We start from the raw sequence: 17569 nt of genomic DNA, 5'->3' as shown, positions 1-17569 counted from the left end.
TGTCACCGGCCCGGGGGCTCCTGCGTGTCGGAGGTGGCGGCTACCGTTGACCCATGAGCTTCCCCGGCCGGTTCCTGACGCGTCTTGGTGCTCTTGGCGCACTCGGTATGTGGAGCCTTGTGGCGGCTTCTCCGGTCCTGGCCGACGACGCCTCTCACACGGCGACGCAGGAGTCCGCGGCCGCCGAGCTTGCCGCCCTTCACGAGGCGCCGTGGGACCAGCGGGGAGACTTCATCCTGTCCACCCGCGCCTCTCTCGAGGCGCTGTCACAGCTGCCCGAGGACGCTCCCGCTGCGCAGTCCTGGGGCGAGGGAGGCTCCCGCACCGGCTGGTTCGGCGAGGCGTGGACCGACGTCGACGGGGACGGCTGCGACACCCGTAACGAGATCCTGGCCCGGGACCTGACGGATACCGACTACTCCCGCGCTGACGGGGTTCAGCCCCGCGAGGAGGGACGTGGCCGGGGCGCGGGGGTGTGCCCCGACGCCACCGTCTGGTCGGGCACGCTCCAAGATCCCTACACCGGCAAGGAGATCGCCTTCAGACGTGGCCAGGACACCTCAGCCGCCGTCCAGATCGACCACGTGATACCGCTGAACTACCTCTACGCTCACGGCGCCTGGCAGTGGGATGAACGCACCCGTCTGCTATCGGCCAACGACCCGCTGAACCTCGTCGCCGTCGACGGTGAGGCCAACCAGGCCAAGGGCGCCTGTGGTCCGGCGAGCTGCCCCGTCGGCTCCACCGATACCGGCAGCTGGCGCCCCACCGGCCCGGGTGGCTGGTGGCCTGCCAACGCCTCCTACCGTTGCACCTACGCACGCCGTTTCGTCTCGGTGGCCGGCGCCTATCGGCTCGGCCTTCCGCAGGCCGACAAGGAGGCCCTGCGCTCCACCCTGACCGACTGCCTCGCCGGCGGTGACGGAGCCGAGTCCCTTCCCGAGCAGGCCACTCGCACCGCCAGGGAGATGGGGGCCACCATATGGCGGACTCCCACCTATTCAGCGCTGGCCGCCCTGGGTGCCCTCGTGCTGGGGTGGGGACTCATCGTTCGCGGTCGCACCCGACGGCGCAGTGGACGGCGGCGTCGAATCCGATCCAGGGCACGGCGCTGACCCTCCGCTTAGGATGCCGCCATGGCAGCTCGTTCTCAGCCCGCATCCGGCGCCAGCAGCAGTCCCAATGGGCCGGCGTCGGTTCGTATCGACGTCTGGCTGTGGAGCGTGCGGCAGATCAAGTCCCGCTCGGCCGCGACGAGCGCCTGCAGGGCGGGGCACGTGCGTGTCAACGGCGAGACCGTCAAACCGGCCCAGCACGTCTCGGTGGGAGACGAGGTCCGCTACCGCGTCGATGGCTTCGACCGGCTGCTGACCGTCACTCGTGTTCTCACCAAGCGGGTAGGCGCCCCGATCGCTCGTACCGCGTACATCGACACCTCTCCTCCTCGCCCGTCCCCCTTGGACGCGCCGGCCGCTGTCATCCGGGACCGGGGCGCCGGACGACCCACGAAGAGGGAGAGACGCCAGCTCGACGCGCTCATGGGAGGGGGTCGCCATCAGGATGACCGCCTCTGACCGGGGTGAGCGGCCTCACCGCTGCCAGATTTCTGAAGGAGCCGCTCGATGGGTTAGGGTTCTACTCGTTGCGAGCGGCTGGTTGCCGCGGGACAACGGGCTGTGGCGCAGTTTGGTAGCGCACTTGACTGGGGGTCAAGGGGTCGTGGGTTCAAATCCCGCCAGCCCGACCAGACTAAAGATCCGCACCTTCCGGGGTGCGGATCTTTTATGTGCGAATACATCTTTGCAGCAAGGCTGCTTCGTTTTTCCAGCCACAGTCTCGTCAATATCACAACATCCACATCTTGAATAACAACCATCAGGTGTATTTATTCTTATTTCTCTCTTCGGTTGCCTTCCCATACGTTAATTACGATCCCGTAAACGTTGGAACGACGCCGCTCATCGGCTCTCAGAGCATGCACTCCCACTTTTTGCTGACACAGCCACACGAAAGCACGACACCTACACCCATCCCTCCAGTTCAGCCGGACGCCAAATACGGTCAGAAACGTCACAAGCCAATAACATGCGAGGTGCTCGGGACTGTGGTTGAGTGAACACCGAACATCAAGGGTGTCTCACAGCATCCTGCGCACCGGCTCATAGCCGGTTGCTGCGAATCCGACTGTGTTCTCACATCCCCGATCAGAGAGAACGACACATGAACATCAAGCGCGTCATCGCCGCAGCTGCGCTCACCGTCGTGCCGCTGACCGTCTCCTCAACCGCACTGGCCGCTCCGGCCGCCCCTCAGGGTGCACCAGCCGCTGCCGCGGCGGTTCCCGCCCAGGTGACTGCGGAGGGGGCTCAGTACGCCGACACCGTCCTGACCAAGGTCAATGAGCTTCGCCGCAGCCTGAATCTTCAGCCGGTCACTCGGTATCAGGAGCTCGACTCCGTCGCCCAGGAGTGGTCCGAGCACCAGGCCAGCACCGACACCATGGAACACCGCCCCAACTTCACCTCCGCATACCCGGCTGGCTGGACCACGGGCTCTGAGAACGTGGCATGGCGTACTGCTGGTGGCGACACCGGTGCCCTGATCTTCGACCAGTGGCTCAACTCCCCCGGTCACTACCAGAACATGGTCGACCCGAACGTCAACTCCATCGGTATCGGCTTCGCTCAGACCTCCAGCGGCAAGTGGTACGCCACCCAGAACTTCGCGGCCTATAACCCCAGCAACACGCCGCTGACCCCGACGACGACGAGCAACACGCCTCCGTCCAGCAACACCCCGCCGACGGACACCACCACGGTGACCACTCCGGCACCGACCCCGGAGACCACGCCGTCAGCACCGTCCCCGGAGACCACGCCTCCCACCACCACTCAGACCACCCCTCCGGCCACGGAGACCACCCCTGAGGCCACGCCGACGCCGTCGGCTCCAGCCACCACGGCGACCACCGGGACCACGACCACCACGGCCACGGGCACCCCGGCCAAGCCGTCCTCGACTCCCGCCGTCGCGGCTCCCGGCACCACTCCGACGAAGCCCGCGCTGGCCACCACCGGTCCGAGCATCGTCATCGCCGTCCTTGCTGCCGGCCTGCTCGGCACTGGCGCCTTCCTCGTCATGCGTCGCCGCCAGGCCAGCTGACTGGGCTGAGGCTCCAAGAGCACGAGCTGTTCCTCTGACGGGCGCCTGTTGCCCACCGACGTGTGTGGGCAACAGGCGCCCGTCGTTGTCCACATCGAGGCACCAACCTTGAGAGGATGAGATGGTGAAGCGTCTTCCCCTTGAACCGGACCTCCTTGCACCGCTCCCCACCGAGATCGATCTGCGCCTCGTGGTCACAGACATGGACGGGACCCTCATCGACGGTGACGGTCGTGTTCCTGCCGGGCTGGACCAGCTCGTGGACCGGATGCGCGAGGCCGGCATCGTCTTCGTCCCCGCGTCGGGCAGGCAGCTGGCCAACCTTCGTGCGGTTCTCGGCCATACCGTTGATGACTCCCCGATCATCGCGGAGAGCGGGGCCCTCGTCATCCACGGGAGCGAGGAGATTCACTCCGACACCATCAGTGCCGAGGACGCCTCGACCGCCATCGCTACGGCCCGGGAGCTGGCGAGTTCCGGCTACGACGTCGGCGCCGTGGTGGCGTGCAAACGGTGCGCCTACATCGAGAGGTCCGACCCCGCCTTCCTGGATCAGGCCCGGCTCTACTACGGGGCGTTGGAGATCGTTGACGACCTCATGACGACCCCCCTGGATGAGGTGCTCAAGGTCGCTGTCTTCGACTTCGACGACGTCGAGGACGGCAGCTCGCAAGCGCTGAGCGCAGCGGTTCCGAATGTCCACACAATGGTGTCCGGTCTGCACTGGCTGGACATGACGTCCCCGCAGGCCTCGAAGGGACGCGCACTGGCGGCGCTCCAGGCCAGGCTCGGGATCCTTCCGGAGCAGACCGCCGTCTTCGGGGACTATCTCAACGACCTGGACCTCTACGAGTATGCGGACCTGGGCTTCGCCATGCGCAACGCCCACCCCGGCATCCACGCGGCGGCCGCCTTCACGGCGCCGGCCAACACCGAGGACGGCGTACTGCGCACGGTTGAGGAGCTGCTTCGACGCTCCCGGCCTACTACTGCTGGCTGAGCCAGGCCTTCATGCCGCCGGTGACGTTGACCAGCTCGCCGGCGTAGCCGGCCGCGGTCAGCGCCTCGATCGCCTTGGCGGAGCGCACTCCACCGGCACAGATGACTGCAGTGGGTCTGGCCGGGTCGAGCTCGCTCATCCGATCGACTACCTGCCCCAGAGAGATGTTGACCGAGCCGGAGATCGCCGAACGCGCCACCTCGTCGGGTTCACGCACGTCGAGGACGACAAGATCCTCCCCCGCCTCGAGCCGCCCACGCAGCTCGTCGACACCGATATCCTCCATCGTGTTCTCCTTAAGGGTTGTGAGTTGTCACCGGAACGAATCAGCTGCTCACGGTTCCACCAGCTCGGTGACATAACAGAGCATCCGGCTGCTGTCACCGGGCTCCAGGTTCGAGAAGCCGTGCCGCTCATAAAACCGTCGCGCCTCACGATCGACCTCATCGACGCCGATACGCATCTCAAGCGCACGCCGTTGTCTCACCTGTTCCAGCGCCTCCAGGAGCAGCCGGGAACCGATGCCATGGTTGCGCACGTTCGGTCGCACATAGAGCTCCTCGAGCTCAGCGATCGGCCCGTCGCCATAAGGTGTGGGACGCAAGGTGAGGTAGGCGAAACCTTCTGCCCGAGGATTGTCAGTGCTGCTGTCCTCGGCCAACAGCACCAGGATGTCCTGACGTTCCAGCATCGTCTGGAACCTGGAGGTGAGGTCCTGCGCCGACGGCGTCGGGGTATCGAACTCGGTGTTGAAGTCGAACAGCAGGCGGCCGATACACGACGCATCCGCCGTACCCGCCACACGCACGTGGACATGCGGAGCGTCTTCGTGCGGGTCTATCGGGACTAAGTCGCCGTCGCTGCACATCGGGCTACCGACGCAGGCCGCGGTAGCGGGTGATGAGGCCGCGGGTGGAGGCGTCCTGGTTCTTGAGAGCCGCCTCGTCTCCCTGAACGGCGGGGGCGATCTCCAGGGCCAGCTTCTTGCCGAGCTCGACGCCCCACTGGTCGAAGGAGTCGATGCCCCACACGATGCCCTGGGTGAAGGTGATGTGCTCGTAGAGGGCGATGAGCTGGCCGACGACCGCAGGGGTCAGTGCCGGGGCGAGGATCGAGGTGGTCGGCCTGTTACCCGCGAAGACGCGAGCAGGGACGATCTCCTCAGGAGTTCCCTCCGCACGCACCTCGTCGGCGGTCTTGCCGAAGGCCAGCGCTGCGGTCTGGGCCAGGTAGTTGGACAGGAACAACTCGTGGACGTCCACTCCCCCGTCCTTGACGGGATGGGCGGGGTTGACCACGGCGATGAAGTCGGCGGGGATGAGCTGGGTGCCCTGGTGGATGAGCTGGTAGAAGGCGTGCTGTCCGTTGGTGCCCGGCTCGCCCCAGAAGACCTCGCCGGTCTCGGTGGTCACGGGGCTGCCGTCCCAGCGCACGGACTTGCCGTTGGACTCCATGGTGAGCTGCTGGAGGTAGGCGGCGAAGCGGTGCAGGTACTGGGCGTAGGGCAGGACGGCGTGGGAGCCGGCCTTGAAGAAGTTGACGTACCAGACGTTGAGCAGGCCCATGAGCATGGGGACGTTCTCGGCCGGGGCCTTGGTGGCGAAGTGCTCGTCGACGGTGTGGAAGCCGGAGAGGAAGTCGGCGAAGCTCTCCGGGCCGATGGCCACGGCCAGGACCGTGCCGACGGCGGAGTCCACCGAGTAGCGCCCACCGACCCAGTTCCAGAAGCCGAAGGCGTTGGCCGGGTCGATGCCGAACTCGGCGACCTTGTCCAGGGCGGTGGACACGGCCACGAAGTGCTTGGCGATGGCGCCGTCGGTCTCGATGCCCTTGGCCTTCAGGGAGGCCAGGAACCAGTCGCGGGCCATGCGGGCGTTGGTGAGGGTCTCCAGGGTGGTGAAGGTCTTGGAGGCGATGATGAACAGGGTCGTCTCGGGGTCGAGGTCCGCGACCTTCTCCGCGCAGTCGGTGGGATCGATGTTGGAGATGAAGCGGCACTGGAGGCCCTTCTGCACATAAGGCTTGAGGGCCTCGTAGACCATGACCGGTCCGAGGTCGGAGCCGCCGATACCGATGTTGACCACCGTCTTGATGGGCTTGCCGGTGATGCCGGTCCACTCCCCCGAGCGCACGCGGCGGGCGAAGGCGTAGATCTTCTCCAGGACCTCGTGGACGTCGGTGACGACGTCCTGACCGTCCACGTTCAAGGAGTCCGAGGCCGGGCGGCGCAGGGCGGTGTGGAGAACGGCGCGGTCCTCGGTGATGTTGATGTGCTCGCCGGCGTACATGGCGTCACGGCGGCCCGGAACATCGACCTGCACGGCGAGCTCGGTCAGGGCGTCGCGGACGTCGTCGGTCAGCAGGTTCTTGGACAGGTCGACGTAGAGGTCTCCCAGCTCGTAGGAGAAGCGTTCGGCGCGCTCGGGATCGTCGGCGAACCAGGTGCGCAGGTCCGGGGTCATGGAGTCGTGGAGCTCGATGAGGCGCTTCCAGGCGGGCGTGGTGGTGGGGTCAACCGGATTCAGCATGGCTACAGTCTATGGGTGTCACAGCCGCGCGCCACTCTCCGGTGCCAACCGTTCTCAGGATTGCGGGGTCCTCATGATGGTTTCTCAAACACCGACAAGAGGCCAGCCGGTTCTCACCTCTGCCGACGCCGTTCACGACGCTCTGCTCGAGCTGGCCGACGAGTCCAAGGCGGCACAGGTCGCCCGCTACCTGCGCGCCGTGCCCGGGGGCTACGGGGAGGGCGACCGCTTTCACGGCGTGCCCGTGCCGCAGGTTCGCGCCGTTGCGAAGCGCTCCGTCCTCGACGACGCCGAACTGGAGCGTCTGGTGGCCAGCCCCTGGCACGAGGAGCGGATGGCCGCGCTGTGCGTCGCCGTAGCCCAGGCCAAGCGAATCGGCCGTCTGCTGGGCTCGAGGCGGGCCAAGCAGGATCCTGATGCACCAGCCATCCAGGAGGCGCTGGCCAGGCGCGAGCATCTGGGGCAGAGGTACCTGGACTGGGTCGGCCGGGACCTGGTCAACAACTGGGACCTGGTGGACACCTCGGCCGAGCACCTCGTGGGTGCCTGGCTCCTGGTCCCCCTCGCGGGATCGCCAGGGTTGCCCTCCCGGATCGACGATCTCATCGCGAGCAGCAGCCTGTGGGAGCGGCGAGTGGCAGTCATGTCCACCTTCGCCACCACCCGGGCCGGCACCGACTGGCCTGCCTACGCCGTCGCCCGGCGGTTGCTCGACGATCCTCACGACCTCATCCACAAGGCTGTGGGCTGGATGCTGCGGGAGGCCGGCAAACGCGTGGATGAGGGCTCGCTCGTCGACTTCCTCGACCGGTACGCCGCACGCATGCCGCGAACGATGCTGCGCTACGCCATCGAGCGGCTCTCCCCCGAGGTCCGTACCCACTACCGGTCACTGAGAACGTAACTCACCCCATATGATTGATCGATGAAACCCCCGTCAGCCGATCTCCATAGAACAGGCGGATGGCTGCATCTGGCACTCACCTACGTCGGGACGGTTGTCGTGGTTGCGTCACTGGCAGTGGGCGTCATTGCAACGACCGGCTGGCAGAACACCTACGAGCTCCCCGCGTGTATCCCAGCCTCGGACTGCATCGGTCAGACCCGCGAGGCTGTGGACGAGAACCCGGCCATCCTGTTGCTGGGGGTCATGACCCTCCTGCTGGCTGCGGCCGATGTATGGGCGCTCCTCCAGATGCGGCGGCACCGCACGACGTTCTGGGCGCAGTTCTTCGGCGCATTGCTGGCACTGACGACGATACTGACTCTCAACACTTTGACGGCGTGGTGGAACTTCCACTCCATGCTCTATTGATCGGGCGGCGCTGCCCGAGGTTTGAACCCGCTACCGGTCACTGAGAGCCTGACGATCCCTGATGGTCTGTTGTCGGTACAAGCTCGGTGAGAAGCCCAGGACCCGTCGGAAGTCGGCGGTCAGGTGGGAGTGGTCGGCGTAGCCGAGCTCGGCGGCCACCTGCGCGACGGTGAGTGCGGACTCCTCACGGAGCCGCTGTGCCGCTTCCTGGAGCCGGTAGCGTCTGATGACGGCGAGCGGAGTCAGGCCGATGTACCTCTCGGAGAGTCGCTGCAGGCTCCGAGTGGAGATGCTCAGCCGACCAGCGAGCCGGTCCGTTCGCAGAATGCTTCTGTCGGAGGCCACGGTGTCCTCCATGGCGTTGGCCATGAGAGCCAGATCGTTCAGCGGCCCGGTGTGCCTCCCCACCCATGCAGCGAGCGCGTCGGCAGCTCGTCTTCCACCGCTCTCCATGTTCGGCTCCGCCATCGCCTCAATCACCGTAGCGTGTAGACCAGGAGCCTTGACAGGCTGATGACTGTCGCGCAGGAGAGACGGTGAGCACAAGGAACCTGCCCCGGCAGGTCGCAGGAGGGCTCCGACAGCCCAGCCCTGGCCTTGCAGCTCGCGGTGGGAGATGCTCGTCGTGGGGCCGTGCAGTGTGACGCCATCCGGTTCAACGACGAGGTTACAGGCGGGGAACGGAAGAACCTCCTGCCGATCTCGTCGCCCTGGTGGCAGGTTCCAGCGCGGTATCCAGATCCAACGGACACAGTCGGCCAGCGCCTCGGACACAGGTTCGCGGTGAAAGGTCGGGAGCCTGGACGGGTAGAGAATCCCCCGTTGATCAGCAGTCGTCTTGGGCACGGCTCCTCACCATTGCGAATCTGTCGCAGATCTTCAAGTGGAGGCGCCTCATCGTCCCTACAGTCGTTGACATGAGTACACGCAATGTATCCGGAGCCACTGGTCAGTACACGACTAACGGGACTCCGCACGGGTTCACCAGCGTCACGCCGTTTCTGGCCATTGACGGCGCCGACCGGGCGCTTCGGTTCTATCGTGACGTCTTCGAGGCGCGCCTCGTGGACAGTGTCGAGATCGAGGGGGCGGTCGTCCATGCGGAGCTCGACTTCGGTCAGGGCAGGATCCAGATCGGTGAGCCGTCCGCCTTGTCCGGTCTGGTTGCAACCCCGTCGGACGAGCCGGTCTGCTACTCGATCGGCCTGTACTGCCCGGACGTCGACGCCGTCACTGAGCGGGCTGCCGCCGCCGGCGCGACCTTGCTGGAATCGCCTGACACCTTCGTGTCCGGGGACAGGTTCGCCTCCATCCGCGATCCCTTCGGCGTGCGGTGGTCGGTCATGACCCGGGTCGAGGACCTCTCGGAGCAGGAGAGCGCCGACCGCGTTGCTGCCTGGGCCAAGGAGCAGTGAGGAGAGACAAGGCGCCCGGCACTGGGGTCTGTTGCGAAAGTAGGATGGAGCACCTGCGCGGTCGTACCCTTTACCCCTCCGAACGCGTGACATAAGGTACGACCGCAACATCGGCGACTGGCGAGGGACGGCCCCCACCCGGACATACGCAACAGGACCTAGGGGACTCGACGCTGGGATGCTTGACCAGCGAGCTCGTCGAGGTCGGGAACGCCCGCGCTGGTCGGAGCCAGGGTCTCCCAGAGGCACTGCGCCACCGTGATGAGGGCGAGCATACTGACCAGGAGCACTCCGCTCAGGTGGGGGGCCTGCGATGATGAGCACCAGGCACAAGGCGCTGGCGATGACGCGGGACCGGTAGATCTTGCGGGCGGTACGCAGACGCACGACCGCGAACATGGCGAAGAAGATGACGGCGCCGCCGCACAGGAGCGCGGTGGTCTCCATCGGGACATGGTGCAGCGGCTCCGCCATGACATGGTGGAGACCGACGGCCAGGGCGATCAGACCTCCCACGAGGAGCAGGTGACCGTAGACCAAGAGGTTGCGCACCGCGAGGAACGGCGTACGTGCCCGGCCGATGAAGTGCTCGACCAGCCCCAGGCTGTGGTGGAAGTAGGACCACCACAGTCCTCCCACGAGGACGAAGGCCGCCGCCAGGGCCGTGACATCAAGCCAGGTCAGGTGCTCGAGCTCGGTCTGGGGCGTCGTGATGGACACGATCGTCTCGCCCAGGGCCACGATGATGAGCAGGCTGAATCGTTCCACGATGTTCGCGACGTCGTAGCTCTGAGCGCTCATGGACCTGCTGTGGCGCAGGGGGCCACTGAGCTCGACCAGCGCGGCGAGGGCCCACAGCACGAGCTGGCCGTTGCCGCCCAGGAGAGCACCGCCCAGGATGAGAGGGCCCTGGACGAGGCTGGACGTCAGGTCCATGCGGAAGGCGGTGCTGTTCTCACCGCGGGCCAGCAGGAAGGTGATGACCAGGCGTGATCCCCAGCAGGCCGCACCGAAGACGAGGGCTCTGTCTCCGAATGCCTGAGGCAGGGCAACGGCATTGATGATGGCGAGCATCATGAGGAGCATGATGACGAATCGGTGCCGGCTCGAGGAGGAGTCACGCAGGCTCGACTGAACCGTCACCAGCGTCCACTGCCAGTAGATGAGGACCAGCAGTATCCCGGCATGAGCCAGCCCCCTCCATCCGGGTTCGCCGCGAATGACGCCGTTGAGCTCGGTGATCAGGAAGACATAGACCAGATCGAAGAAGAGCATGATCGGGTCCACCGCCCGGTGCGGGATCAGTGAGCCGCTGCGCTGGTGCTCGGTGGCGTCTGGGGTGGTCAAGCCTTCTCCTTACTGACGTGGGTCTCGTTTCTGGCAGCGGGCAGGAGGTACGCACCCGCCAAACCGGTGCTCAGCGCCGACGACGCTTCTCTCGCACGCGTACCCCGATCTGAATGGGCGTTCCGGTGAAGCTAAACTCCTCGCGCAGGCGGCGCTCGATGAAGCGACGGTAGCCGGCGTCGAGGAAGCCGGTGGTGAAGATGACGATCCTGGGCGGGGCGACCTGCACCTGGGTGGCGAAGAGGATGCGGGGCTGCTTGCCGCCGCGCACCGGGTGCGGGGTCGCGGACTGCAGCTGCCCCAGGAAGCCGTTGAGGCGCCCCGTGGGCACGCGCGTGGTCCACCCCTCCAGGGCCGCGTCGAGGGCGCGCACGAGCCGGTTGGTGTGCCAGCCGGTGCGGGCGGCCAGGTTGATGTGGGGGGCCCAGGAGACGTGGGCCAGGTCGTGCTCGACCTCCCACAGGAGCATCTTCTGACGTTCCTCGTCCACCAGGTCCCACTTGTTGTTGACCAGGACCAGAGCACGCCCGGCGTCGACGACCTGCTGGATCACACGCACGTCCTGCTCGCTGATCGGCTCGGAGGCGTCCAGGAGGACGACGGCGACCTCGGCCTTGTCGATGGCTCCCTGCGTGCGCAGCACCGCGTAGTAGTCGGCACCTCGAGACTGCTTGACCCGGCGGCGGATCCCGGCGGTGTCGACGAAGACCCACTGGCGTCCGTCGAGCTCGATGATCTCGTCGACCGGGTCGCGGGTGGTGCCGGCGGTCTCGTTGACGACCACGCGCTCCCTGCCCGCGATGGAGTTCAGCAGCGAGGACTTGCCGACGTTGGGCCGTCCCACGAGGGCGACCCGGTGCAGGTCGTCCTCGGGCGCGGCGGTGGCCACGGCGGAGACCTCCGGGAGGATCTCCATGACGGCGTCGAGGACCTCACCACTGCCCCGGCCGTGCAGGGCTGAGACGGGGAAGGGCTCGCCCAGTCCCAGGTTCCACAGGGCGGCGGCATCCCCCTCCTGCGCCGGCGAGTCGACCTTGTTGGCCGCCAGGACCACGGGCTTGCCGCTGCGGCGCAGCATTCTGACCACCCGGGCGTCGGTCTCGGTGATGCCGACCTGGGCGTCGACGACGAGCAGGACCGCATCGGCCATCTCGACGGCGACCTCGGCCTGGGTGGCCACGGCCGCGTCGAGGCCGGCCACGTCCACCTCCCAGCCGCCCGTGTCAACGATGGTGAAGCGGCGCCCGGCCCACTCAGCCGGGTAGGAGACCCGGTCGCGGGTCACGCCGGGGGTGTCCTGGACGACGGCCTCGCGGCGCCCCAGGACCCGGTTGACCAGGGTGGACTTACCCACGTTGGGGCGGCCGACGACGGCGAGGACCGGAAGCCCGGCCTCGGTACGGTCACCGCTCGGGAGGACGCCGTCCGCCTCCAGGAGCGCGAGGTCCTCCTCGTCGAGCTCGTAGTCCGCCAGGCCCTCACGCATGGCCTGGGCCCGCAGGTCCTCCTCGGCGTCGCGCTGGGCGGCGGCGTCGGCAGCCTCCTCGACCAGGTCCAGAACCCGCTCCACGGACTGCTCCAGGGTCATCTCCGAGGTGTCGACCAGGGTGACGCCCTCGGGCGCGGTGAGGAACTGGGAGACCGTGGAGTCGTCGCGGTCGCGGCGCACCACCTGGTCGCGCAGGGCGTCGGCGTCGACCTGCTTGCCTGCGGCCTCCAGGTCCCCGGCCCGGCGTGCCAGGCGGGCCTCCTCCGAGGCGGTCACGAGCAGACGGGCGTCGGCGTCGGGGGCGATGACAGTGGTGATGTCACGACCCTCGGCGACGATGCCGGCACCCTCGGAGAAGGAGCCGGTGTGCCCGGTCGCCTCGAAGCGGATGATGTCGCGCTGACGGCGCGCCAGCTCGGCACGCACCTCGAGGTTGGTGGCGACCTTCGAGACGACGGTGGCGATGTGCGGGTCACGGATCGCGGCCGAGACGTCGGTGCCGGCCACGGTGAAGGTGGGCTGCTCAGGATCCAGTCCCATGTGCAGCGGCATCGCGACGACGGCCTCGGCGACCGCGGCCTCATCGGCCAGGTCGACGCCCTCGTGCTCGCACCACCAGGCCGCGGCCCGGTACATGGCGCCGGTATCGAGGTAGGCCAGCCCAAGCGTGGCGGCCACGCGCCGTGAGACGGTGGACTTGCCCGATCCGCTCGGTCCGTCGATCGCGACGACGATTCCCATGGTGCCCTCCATCAGGGTCCGATTCCGGTCATGAACTGGGCCAAGCGTCCCACACTCCGCTGCAATACCGCGGATCAGGCTCCCATGAGTACTGACACAGGCCGCTGCCACGGACGGACTGAACCGGTTTCACCCCGCAACGACGCGCCAGCCACAGGCATCGAGAGCCTCCTCCAGCCGTTGGGCGGCCGCCGGCAGGACGGAGATGAGCGCGATGCCGGCGCTCTGCCCGGCCGAGTGCTCCAGGGAGAAGTCCTCGATGCTGACGCCGGCGCCACCGACGTCGGAGAAGAGCCTGCCGAGCTCACCGACCGCATCGGGCACGAGGACCTGGACCTCGGCGTAGCGGCGCGGCGCCCCGCCGTGCTTGCCGGGAATGCGGGCGCGGCCGGTGTTTCCCCGGGTCATGACGTCGGTGACGGCACCAACGGCTCCCGGTGCGATGGTGTGCGCCGCACCGGGAGCCGTGTACTCAGGAGTTCCGGGCTCACAGGCAGCGGCCTCGATGCCCCTGATCAGCGTGCCGAGGTCGTCGCTGATCTGGCGCAGCAGGTCGGCCACGGGACCGGCATTGCCCACGATGATGGCCGACCACAGTCGCGGGTCCGAGGCCGCGATCCGGGTGACGTCGCGAAGGCCCTGACCAGACAGGGCCAGGGCGCTCTCCCCCAGGCCTTCGAGGCGGGCGGCCACCAGGGAGGCGACGAGCTGGGGCATGTGGGAGACGGCGGCCACGGCGGCGTCATGCTCCGCGGCGCCCATGCGTACCGGGGTGGCGCCCACGTCGACCGCCAGGTTCCTGACCACCAGCTCGGCCTCGGGTGCCGAGTCCTGTCCGACAACCACCCAGGGGCGCCCGGCGAAGAGGTCGGAGTCGGCGGCGCCGGCGCCGGAGCGCTCGCGGCCAGCCATCGGGTGGGAGCCGACGTATCTGCCTGCATCGAGGCCCGCCCGGGCGTGGACCTCGGCGACGACCCGTTCCTTGACCGAGGCGACGTCGGTGACCACGGCATGGGGGTGGGCCGCCAGCTGTGCGACGACGACGTCGGCGGTCACGTCGGGCGGGGTGGCCACGACGACGATCTGCGGCTCGGGGCTCTCCTCGCTGTGGGGGGTACCCGCTCCCATGTCGCGGGCCAGGGCCAGGGATGTGGGTGAGGTGTCGGAGAGCTGGACCTCGACGCCCGCAGCCCGCAGCGCCAGGGCGAGCGAGGTTCCCAGGAGCCCGGTGCCGATGATGAGCACCGGTCCGCGCGTGGATACCCGCGTGGACACCGACGCCCGTGGCTCAGGCGCGCTCACAGCCCGACCTCCTGCTGCAGGGCCGTGATCTCCTCACCGGTCAGGGCCCTGGTCTCACCGGGGCGCAGGCTGCCCATCCGCAGCGGTCCCAGTCGTGTGCGCGCCAGGCGCGTCACCGGGTGTCCGACGGCGTCCAGCATGCGCCGCACGATCCGGTTCTTGCCGGAGTGGAGGGTGATCTCGACGATGGAGCCGCGAGGGCCGGAGTCCTTGACGGTGACCCGGTCCGCCCGGGCCTCACCGTCCTCGAGCTCGATGCCGCGCCTTAGCTTGCGCGGCACCCAGGGCTCGACCTGTCCCTCGACGATGGCGACGTAGGTCTTGGCGATCTCGAAGCTGGGGTGCATGAGTCGGTGGGAGAGCTCGCCGTCGTTGGACAGCAGGAGCAGCCCCTCGGTCTCGGTGTCGAGGCGGCCGACGTGCACCAGGCGCAGCGAGTCGGGCAGCTCGGGGTGCTGAGCCAGGTAGTCGCGCCCGTACCGGGCCACCGTGGGGCGGCCGTCGGGGTCCTCCATGGTGGTGACGACGCCGGCCGGCTTGTGGAGCATGAGGGTGATGACCTCGGGGTTGGTGAGGATCCGGCCGCCGTCGACGCGGATCTCCTGGGTCAACGGGTCCACCCTGACGCCCGGCTCGGTGACGGTGATGCCGTCGACGCTGACGCGGCCGTCGGAGATGAGCTGCTCGCAGGCCCGGCGCGAGGCGAGCCCGGCGTGGGCGAGGACCTTCTGCAGACGCTGGCCGGAGGCCACGTGCGGGTCGTCCTGTCCTCCCTTGGAGGCGTGCTCACGCATCTGGAGCACGCGGGTCTCCTCGTCCTCGTCGATGGCCTCGGCGTCGAAGGCGGCCAGGTCGGCGGCGTCGGTCTCCTCGCTCAGCTCCTCGAGATCGTCCTCGTCGTAGAACTCCTGGTCGCCGAAGTCGCTGTGGGGCACGGAATCGGTTCTGCTGCGGTGCTTCTTCCGGGTCATGGGGTCCTCCTCGTGGCCATCTCATCGGCCTGTTCGACGATCTCCCCCAGTGCCTCGACCTGGGGCAGGTAGGGGGCCAGGGGCGGTAGATCGTCCAGGGAGTCGATTCCCAGGTACTCCAGGAACTCTCCCGTGGTCCGGTACAGGATCGCACCGGTGGTCTCGGCCCCGGCCTCCTCGATGAGGCCGCGGGCGTGCAGGGTGCGCATGACGCCGTCGACGTTGACGCCGCGGATCGCCGCGACGCGTCCGCGGGTGACCGGCTGCCGGTAGGCGACGACGGCGAGCGTCTCCAGGGCGGCCTGACTCAGGCGTGCCGTGGCGCCGCCGATGATGAACTGCTCGACGAGGTCGGCGTGCTCGGGCACGGAGGCGAAGCGCCATCCACCGGCCGCACGCCGCAGGAGGAATCCGTGAGGACGGCTGCCGGGCGTCTGGCCCCGGTACTCGGCGGCCAGGTTCTCGAGCAGCTCCTCGGCCGCCCGCTCCTCGAGGCCGAGGGCCTCGGCGATCGCGGTGGTGGTCACCGGTTCGTCGGCCACGATGAGGATCGCCTCGGCGGCGGCGCGCAGCTGCGGCTGGGCGACATCGCTCATGCGAATTCCTCCTCGAGCTCGGTCAGGTCGTCGGAGGCCATCATGCCGTTCAGGTCGCCCTGACCGCCGCACCAGGTCACGGTGATCTCCCCCATGGCCTCGATCTGCTCCAGCTCGGCGCTGCCCTGCCGGTGAAGGATGAGCAGCGCCAGGAACCGGGCGACGACGACGGCGGTGCGCTCGGCGTCCTCGATGATCTGGGCGAAGGTCAGCGCCCCGTGGTGGCGCAGCCTCAGCGCGATGAGGCTCAGCTGCTCCCCGACCGGGACCCGTTCATGAAGGTGGACGGTCTGAACGCCCGGATCAGTGGGCCGGGTGAAGGCCCCGACCGCCAGCCGAGTGAGCTCCTCGGGGGTAATGGTGGCCACGAGCCGCGGCAGAAGCGCGGCCAGCTGCGGCTCCAGCGCCACGATACGAGGATGGCTGCGTGCGGAGGTCTCCGCCCGGTGGCGGAAGAAGGCCGCGGCCTCCTTGAAGGCCCGGTACTGCAGGAGCCGGGCGAAGAGCAGGTCGCGCGCCTCAAGCAGCTCGAGGTCGGGCTCCTCATCATCCTCGTCATGGGGCAGGAGGCGGTGGGCCTTGAGCGCCAGGAGCGTGGAGGCCACGACGATGAACTCCGAGGCCCGCTCCAGGTCCCAGTCCGAGCGCATGTGGGCGATGAAGTCGTCAGTCACCTCCGCCAGCGCCAGCTCGGTGACGTCGAGCCGCTTGCGGGCGATGAGGCTCAGGAGCAGGTCGAAGGGCCCCTCGAACTGGGGCAGCGCAACACTGAAACCGGGCAGCCTGGGCGGGCCCTGATCCTCCGGCTCAGGCGACATCGCCGCGGGCGATGACCTCGCGGGCCAGCCGGCGGTAGGCGTCCGCGCCGGGGTGGGAGGGCGCGTAGCTGGTGATCGGCTCGTTGGCCACGGAGGCGTCCGGGAACTTGATCGTGCGCCGGATGCGCGTGTCGAAGAGCTGCTCGCCGAAGGCCTGCTCCAGGCGCTCGAGCACCTCGCGCGAGTGCAGGGTGCGCGAGTCCACCATGGTGGCCAGGATGCCGTCGATCTCCAGGGTGGCGTTGAGGCGGTCCTTGACCCGCTCGACGGTCTCGACCAGGAGCGCCACCCCTCGCAGCGCGAAGAACTCGGTCTCCAGCGGGATGATGACGCCGTGGGAGGCGGTCAGGGCGTTGATGGTGAGCAGTCCGAGGGAGGGCTGGCAGTCCACGAGGATGACGTCGTACTCGTCGAGGACGGGACGCAGCACCCGCTTGAGGGCCTGCTCACGGGCGACCTCGTTGACGAGCTGGACCTCGGCGGCGGACAGGTCGATATTGGCCGGGACGATGTCCAGCCCCTCCACCGTGGTCTCGTGGATGACGGTGCGGATGTCCGGGCGGCTGGCGACGAGCAGGTCGTAGATCGTGGAGTCGAGCTCGTGGGCGTTGATGCCCAGTCCGGCTGAGGCGGCTCCCTGGGGGTCGAAGTCGACGATGAGGACCTTGCGCCCCAGCTCGGCCAGGGCCGCTCCGAGGTTGATCGTCGTCGTGGTCTTGCCGACGCCGCCCTTCTGGTTGCACATGGAGATGACCCGAGCGGGTCCGTGCGACTCCAGCGGCGCGGGAACGGGGAAGTCCTTCTCCTCGCTCTCTTCGGAGCCGGGGTTGTCGATCAGGCCTGGCTGGATGGAGTCATTCACGCTCTCCAGCCTAGTCGAAAGCC

At 68.0% G+C, this 17569-nt stretch carries 18 protein-coding genes, 1 tRNA gene and 2 pseudogenes; 9 read left to right on the top strand and 12 right to left on the bottom strand.

Annotation, left to right across the window (positions count from 1 at the left end; genetic code table 11):
- Positions 1-53 precede the first annotated feature (53 nt).
- From HCR68_RS03955 to HCR68_RS03935, 5 genes are all read left to right on the top strand, one after another.
- Positions 54-1115 carry an HNH endonuclease family protein gene (locus tag HCR68_RS03955; RefSeq protein ID WP_167146449.1) on the top strand — a complete coding sequence of 354 codons (1062 nt, stop codon included), beginning with the start codon at positions 54-56 and terminating at the stop codon, positions 1113-1115.
- A 21-nt stretch (positions 1116-1136) separates the two neighbouring features.
- Complete coding sequence (locus HCR68_RS03950) at positions 1137-1574, top strand: RNA-binding S4 domain-containing protein (protein WP_167146446.1); 438 nt, start codon at positions 1137-1139, stop codon at positions 1572-1574.
- Between the two features lie 96 nt (positions 1575-1670).
- A tRNA-Pro gene (locus HCR68_RS03945) sits at positions 1671-1747 on the top strand.
- A 473-nt stretch (positions 1748-2220) separates the two neighbouring features.
- Positions 2221-3162: a CAP domain-containing protein gene (locus tag HCR68_RS03940; protein WP_167146443.1), complete on the top strand. Its 942-nt coding sequence runs from the start codon at positions 2221-2223 to the stop codon at positions 3160-3162.
- Between the two features lie 124 nt (positions 3163-3286).
- Positions 3287-4162, top strand: coding sequence for an HAD hydrolase family protein (locus HCR68_RS03935; RefSeq protein ID WP_167146440.1), 876 nt, complete (start codon positions 3287-3289; stop codon positions 4160-4162).
- Here HCR68_RS03935 and HCR68_RS03930 read toward each other — a convergent pair.
- The 3 genes from HCR68_RS03930 to pgi are packed head-to-tail and all read right to left on the bottom strand — an operon-like array spanning position 4149 to position 6690.
- Entirely contained in the window at positions 4149-4448 is a 300-nt protein-coding gene (locus HCR68_RS03930; protein ID WP_167146437.1) for a rhodanese-like domain-containing protein, read from the bottom strand. The two genes, HCR68_RS03935 and HCR68_RS03930, sit on opposite strands and share 14 nt — an antisense overlap.
- Before the next feature lie 48 nt (positions 4449-4496).
- Positions 4497-5030 (bottom strand): GNAT family N-acetyltransferase, encoded by a 534-nt coding sequence (locus tag HCR68_RS03925; RefSeq protein ID WP_167146434.1) that lies wholly within the window; start codon positions 5028-5030, stop codon positions 4497-4499.
- A 4-nt stretch (positions 5031-5034) separates the two neighbouring features.
- Entirely contained in the window at positions 5035-6690 is a 1656-nt protein-coding gene (pgi, locus tag HCR68_RS03920; RefSeq protein WP_167146431.1) for a glucose-6-phosphate isomerase, read from the bottom strand.
- A gap of 73 nt (positions 6691-6763) precedes the next feature.
- Here pgi and HCR68_RS03915 point away from each other — a divergent pair, with 73 nt between their 5' ends.
- Positions 6764-7594, top strand: coding sequence for a DNA alkylation repair protein (locus HCR68_RS03915; protein WP_243858922.1), 831 nt, complete (start codon positions 6764-6766; stop codon positions 7592-7594).
- A gap of 21 nt (positions 7595-7615) precedes the next feature.
- Positions 7616-8005, top strand: a complete 390-nt coding sequence (locus HCR68_RS03910; RefSeq protein ID WP_167146428.1) for a hypothetical protein — start codon at positions 7616-7618, stop codon at positions 8003-8005.
- A 30-nt stretch (positions 8006-8035) separates the two neighbouring features.
- Here the strand turns inward: HCR68_RS03910 and HCR68_RS14150 are convergent, their stop codons facing one another.
- Together HCR68_RS14150 and HCR68_RS14525 are read right to left on the bottom strand one after the other, a co-directional pair.
- Positions 8036-8473: a helix-turn-helix domain-containing protein gene (locus HCR68_RS14150; RefSeq protein ID WP_243858921.1), complete on the bottom strand. Its 438-nt coding sequence runs from the start codon at positions 8471-8473 to the stop codon at positions 8036-8038.
- Between the two features lie 84 nt (positions 8474-8557).
- Positions 8558-8779: pseudogene (locus HCR68_RS14525) on the bottom strand (DUF6597 domain-containing transcriptional factor); the annotation flags it as partial.
- Positions 8780-8922: 143 nt separating this feature from the next.
- Between HCR68_RS14525 and HCR68_RS03900 the strand changes: the two are divergent.
- A complete protein-coding gene (locus tag HCR68_RS03900; RefSeq protein WP_167146423.1) occupies positions 8923-9420 on the top strand; it encodes a VOC family protein in 498 nt (165 codons plus the stop codon).
- Positions 9421-9792: 372 nt separating this feature from the next.
- Here HCR68_RS03900 and HCR68_RS03895 read toward each other — a convergent pair.
- Positions 9793-10662: pseudogene (locus HCR68_RS03895) on the bottom strand (low temperature requirement protein A); the annotation flags it as partial.
- Between HCR68_RS03895 and HCR68_RS14425 the strand changes: the two are divergent.
- Positions 10606-10728, top strand: a complete 123-nt coding sequence (locus HCR68_RS14425) for a hypothetical protein (protein WP_279586963.1) — start codon at positions 10606-10608, stop codon at positions 10726-10728. The pseudogene HCR68_RS03895 and the gene HCR68_RS14425 overlap by 57 nt on opposite strands.
- A gap of 109 nt (positions 10729-10837) precedes the next feature.
- Here HCR68_RS14425 and der read toward each other — a convergent pair whose 3' ends face one another.
- The 6 genes from der to HCR68_RS03865 form a co-directional block, all read right to left on the bottom strand.
- Positions 10838-12997: a bifunctional cytidylate kinase/GTPase Der gene (der, locus tag HCR68_RS03890; RefSeq protein ID WP_167146420.1), complete on the bottom strand. Its 2160-nt coding sequence runs from the start codon at positions 12995-12997 to the stop codon at positions 10838-10840.
- A gap of 129 nt (positions 12998-13126) precedes the next feature.
- Entirely contained in the window at positions 13127-14299 is a 1173-nt protein-coding gene (locus tag HCR68_RS03885) for a prephenate dehydrogenase (protein ID WP_167146418.1), read from the bottom strand.
- Positions 14296-15270 carry a pseudouridine synthase gene (locus HCR68_RS03880; protein WP_167146415.1) on the bottom strand — a complete coding sequence of 325 codons (975 nt, stop codon included), beginning with the start codon at positions 15268-15270 and terminating at the stop codon, positions 14296-14298. Before HCR68_RS03880 ends, HCR68_RS03885 begins: the two co-directional genes overlap by 4 nt.
- On the bottom strand, positions 15267-15866 hold the full coding sequence (scpB, locus tag HCR68_RS03875) for an SMC-Scp complex subunit ScpB (RefSeq protein ID WP_167146412.1): 600 nt from the start codon (positions 15864-15866) through the stop codon (positions 15267-15269). The genes HCR68_RS03880 and scpB overlap by 4 nt, the downstream gene beginning before the upstream one ends.
- Entirely contained in the window at positions 15863-16684 is an 822-nt protein-coding gene (locus HCR68_RS03870; RefSeq protein WP_167146409.1) for a ScpA family protein, read from the bottom strand. Before HCR68_RS03870 ends, scpB begins: the two co-directional genes overlap by 4 nt.
- On the bottom strand, positions 16674-17546 hold the full coding sequence (locus HCR68_RS03865; protein ID WP_167146407.1) for a ParA family protein: 873 nt from the start codon (positions 17544-17546) through the stop codon (positions 16674-16676). Before HCR68_RS03865 ends, HCR68_RS03870 begins: the two co-directional genes overlap by 11 nt.
- Between the last annotated feature and the right edge of the window lie 23 nt (positions 17547-17569).

Origin of the sequence: Actinomyces sp. ZJ308, assembly GCF_011752065.1 — a bacterium.
Classification (GTDB): domain Bacteria; phylum Actinomycetota; class Actinomycetes; order Actinomycetales; family Actinomycetaceae; genus Actinomyces.
The sequence above is the reverse complement of the archived record's forward strand: the minus strand, read 5'-3'. Positions and strand labels throughout refer to the sequence as shown.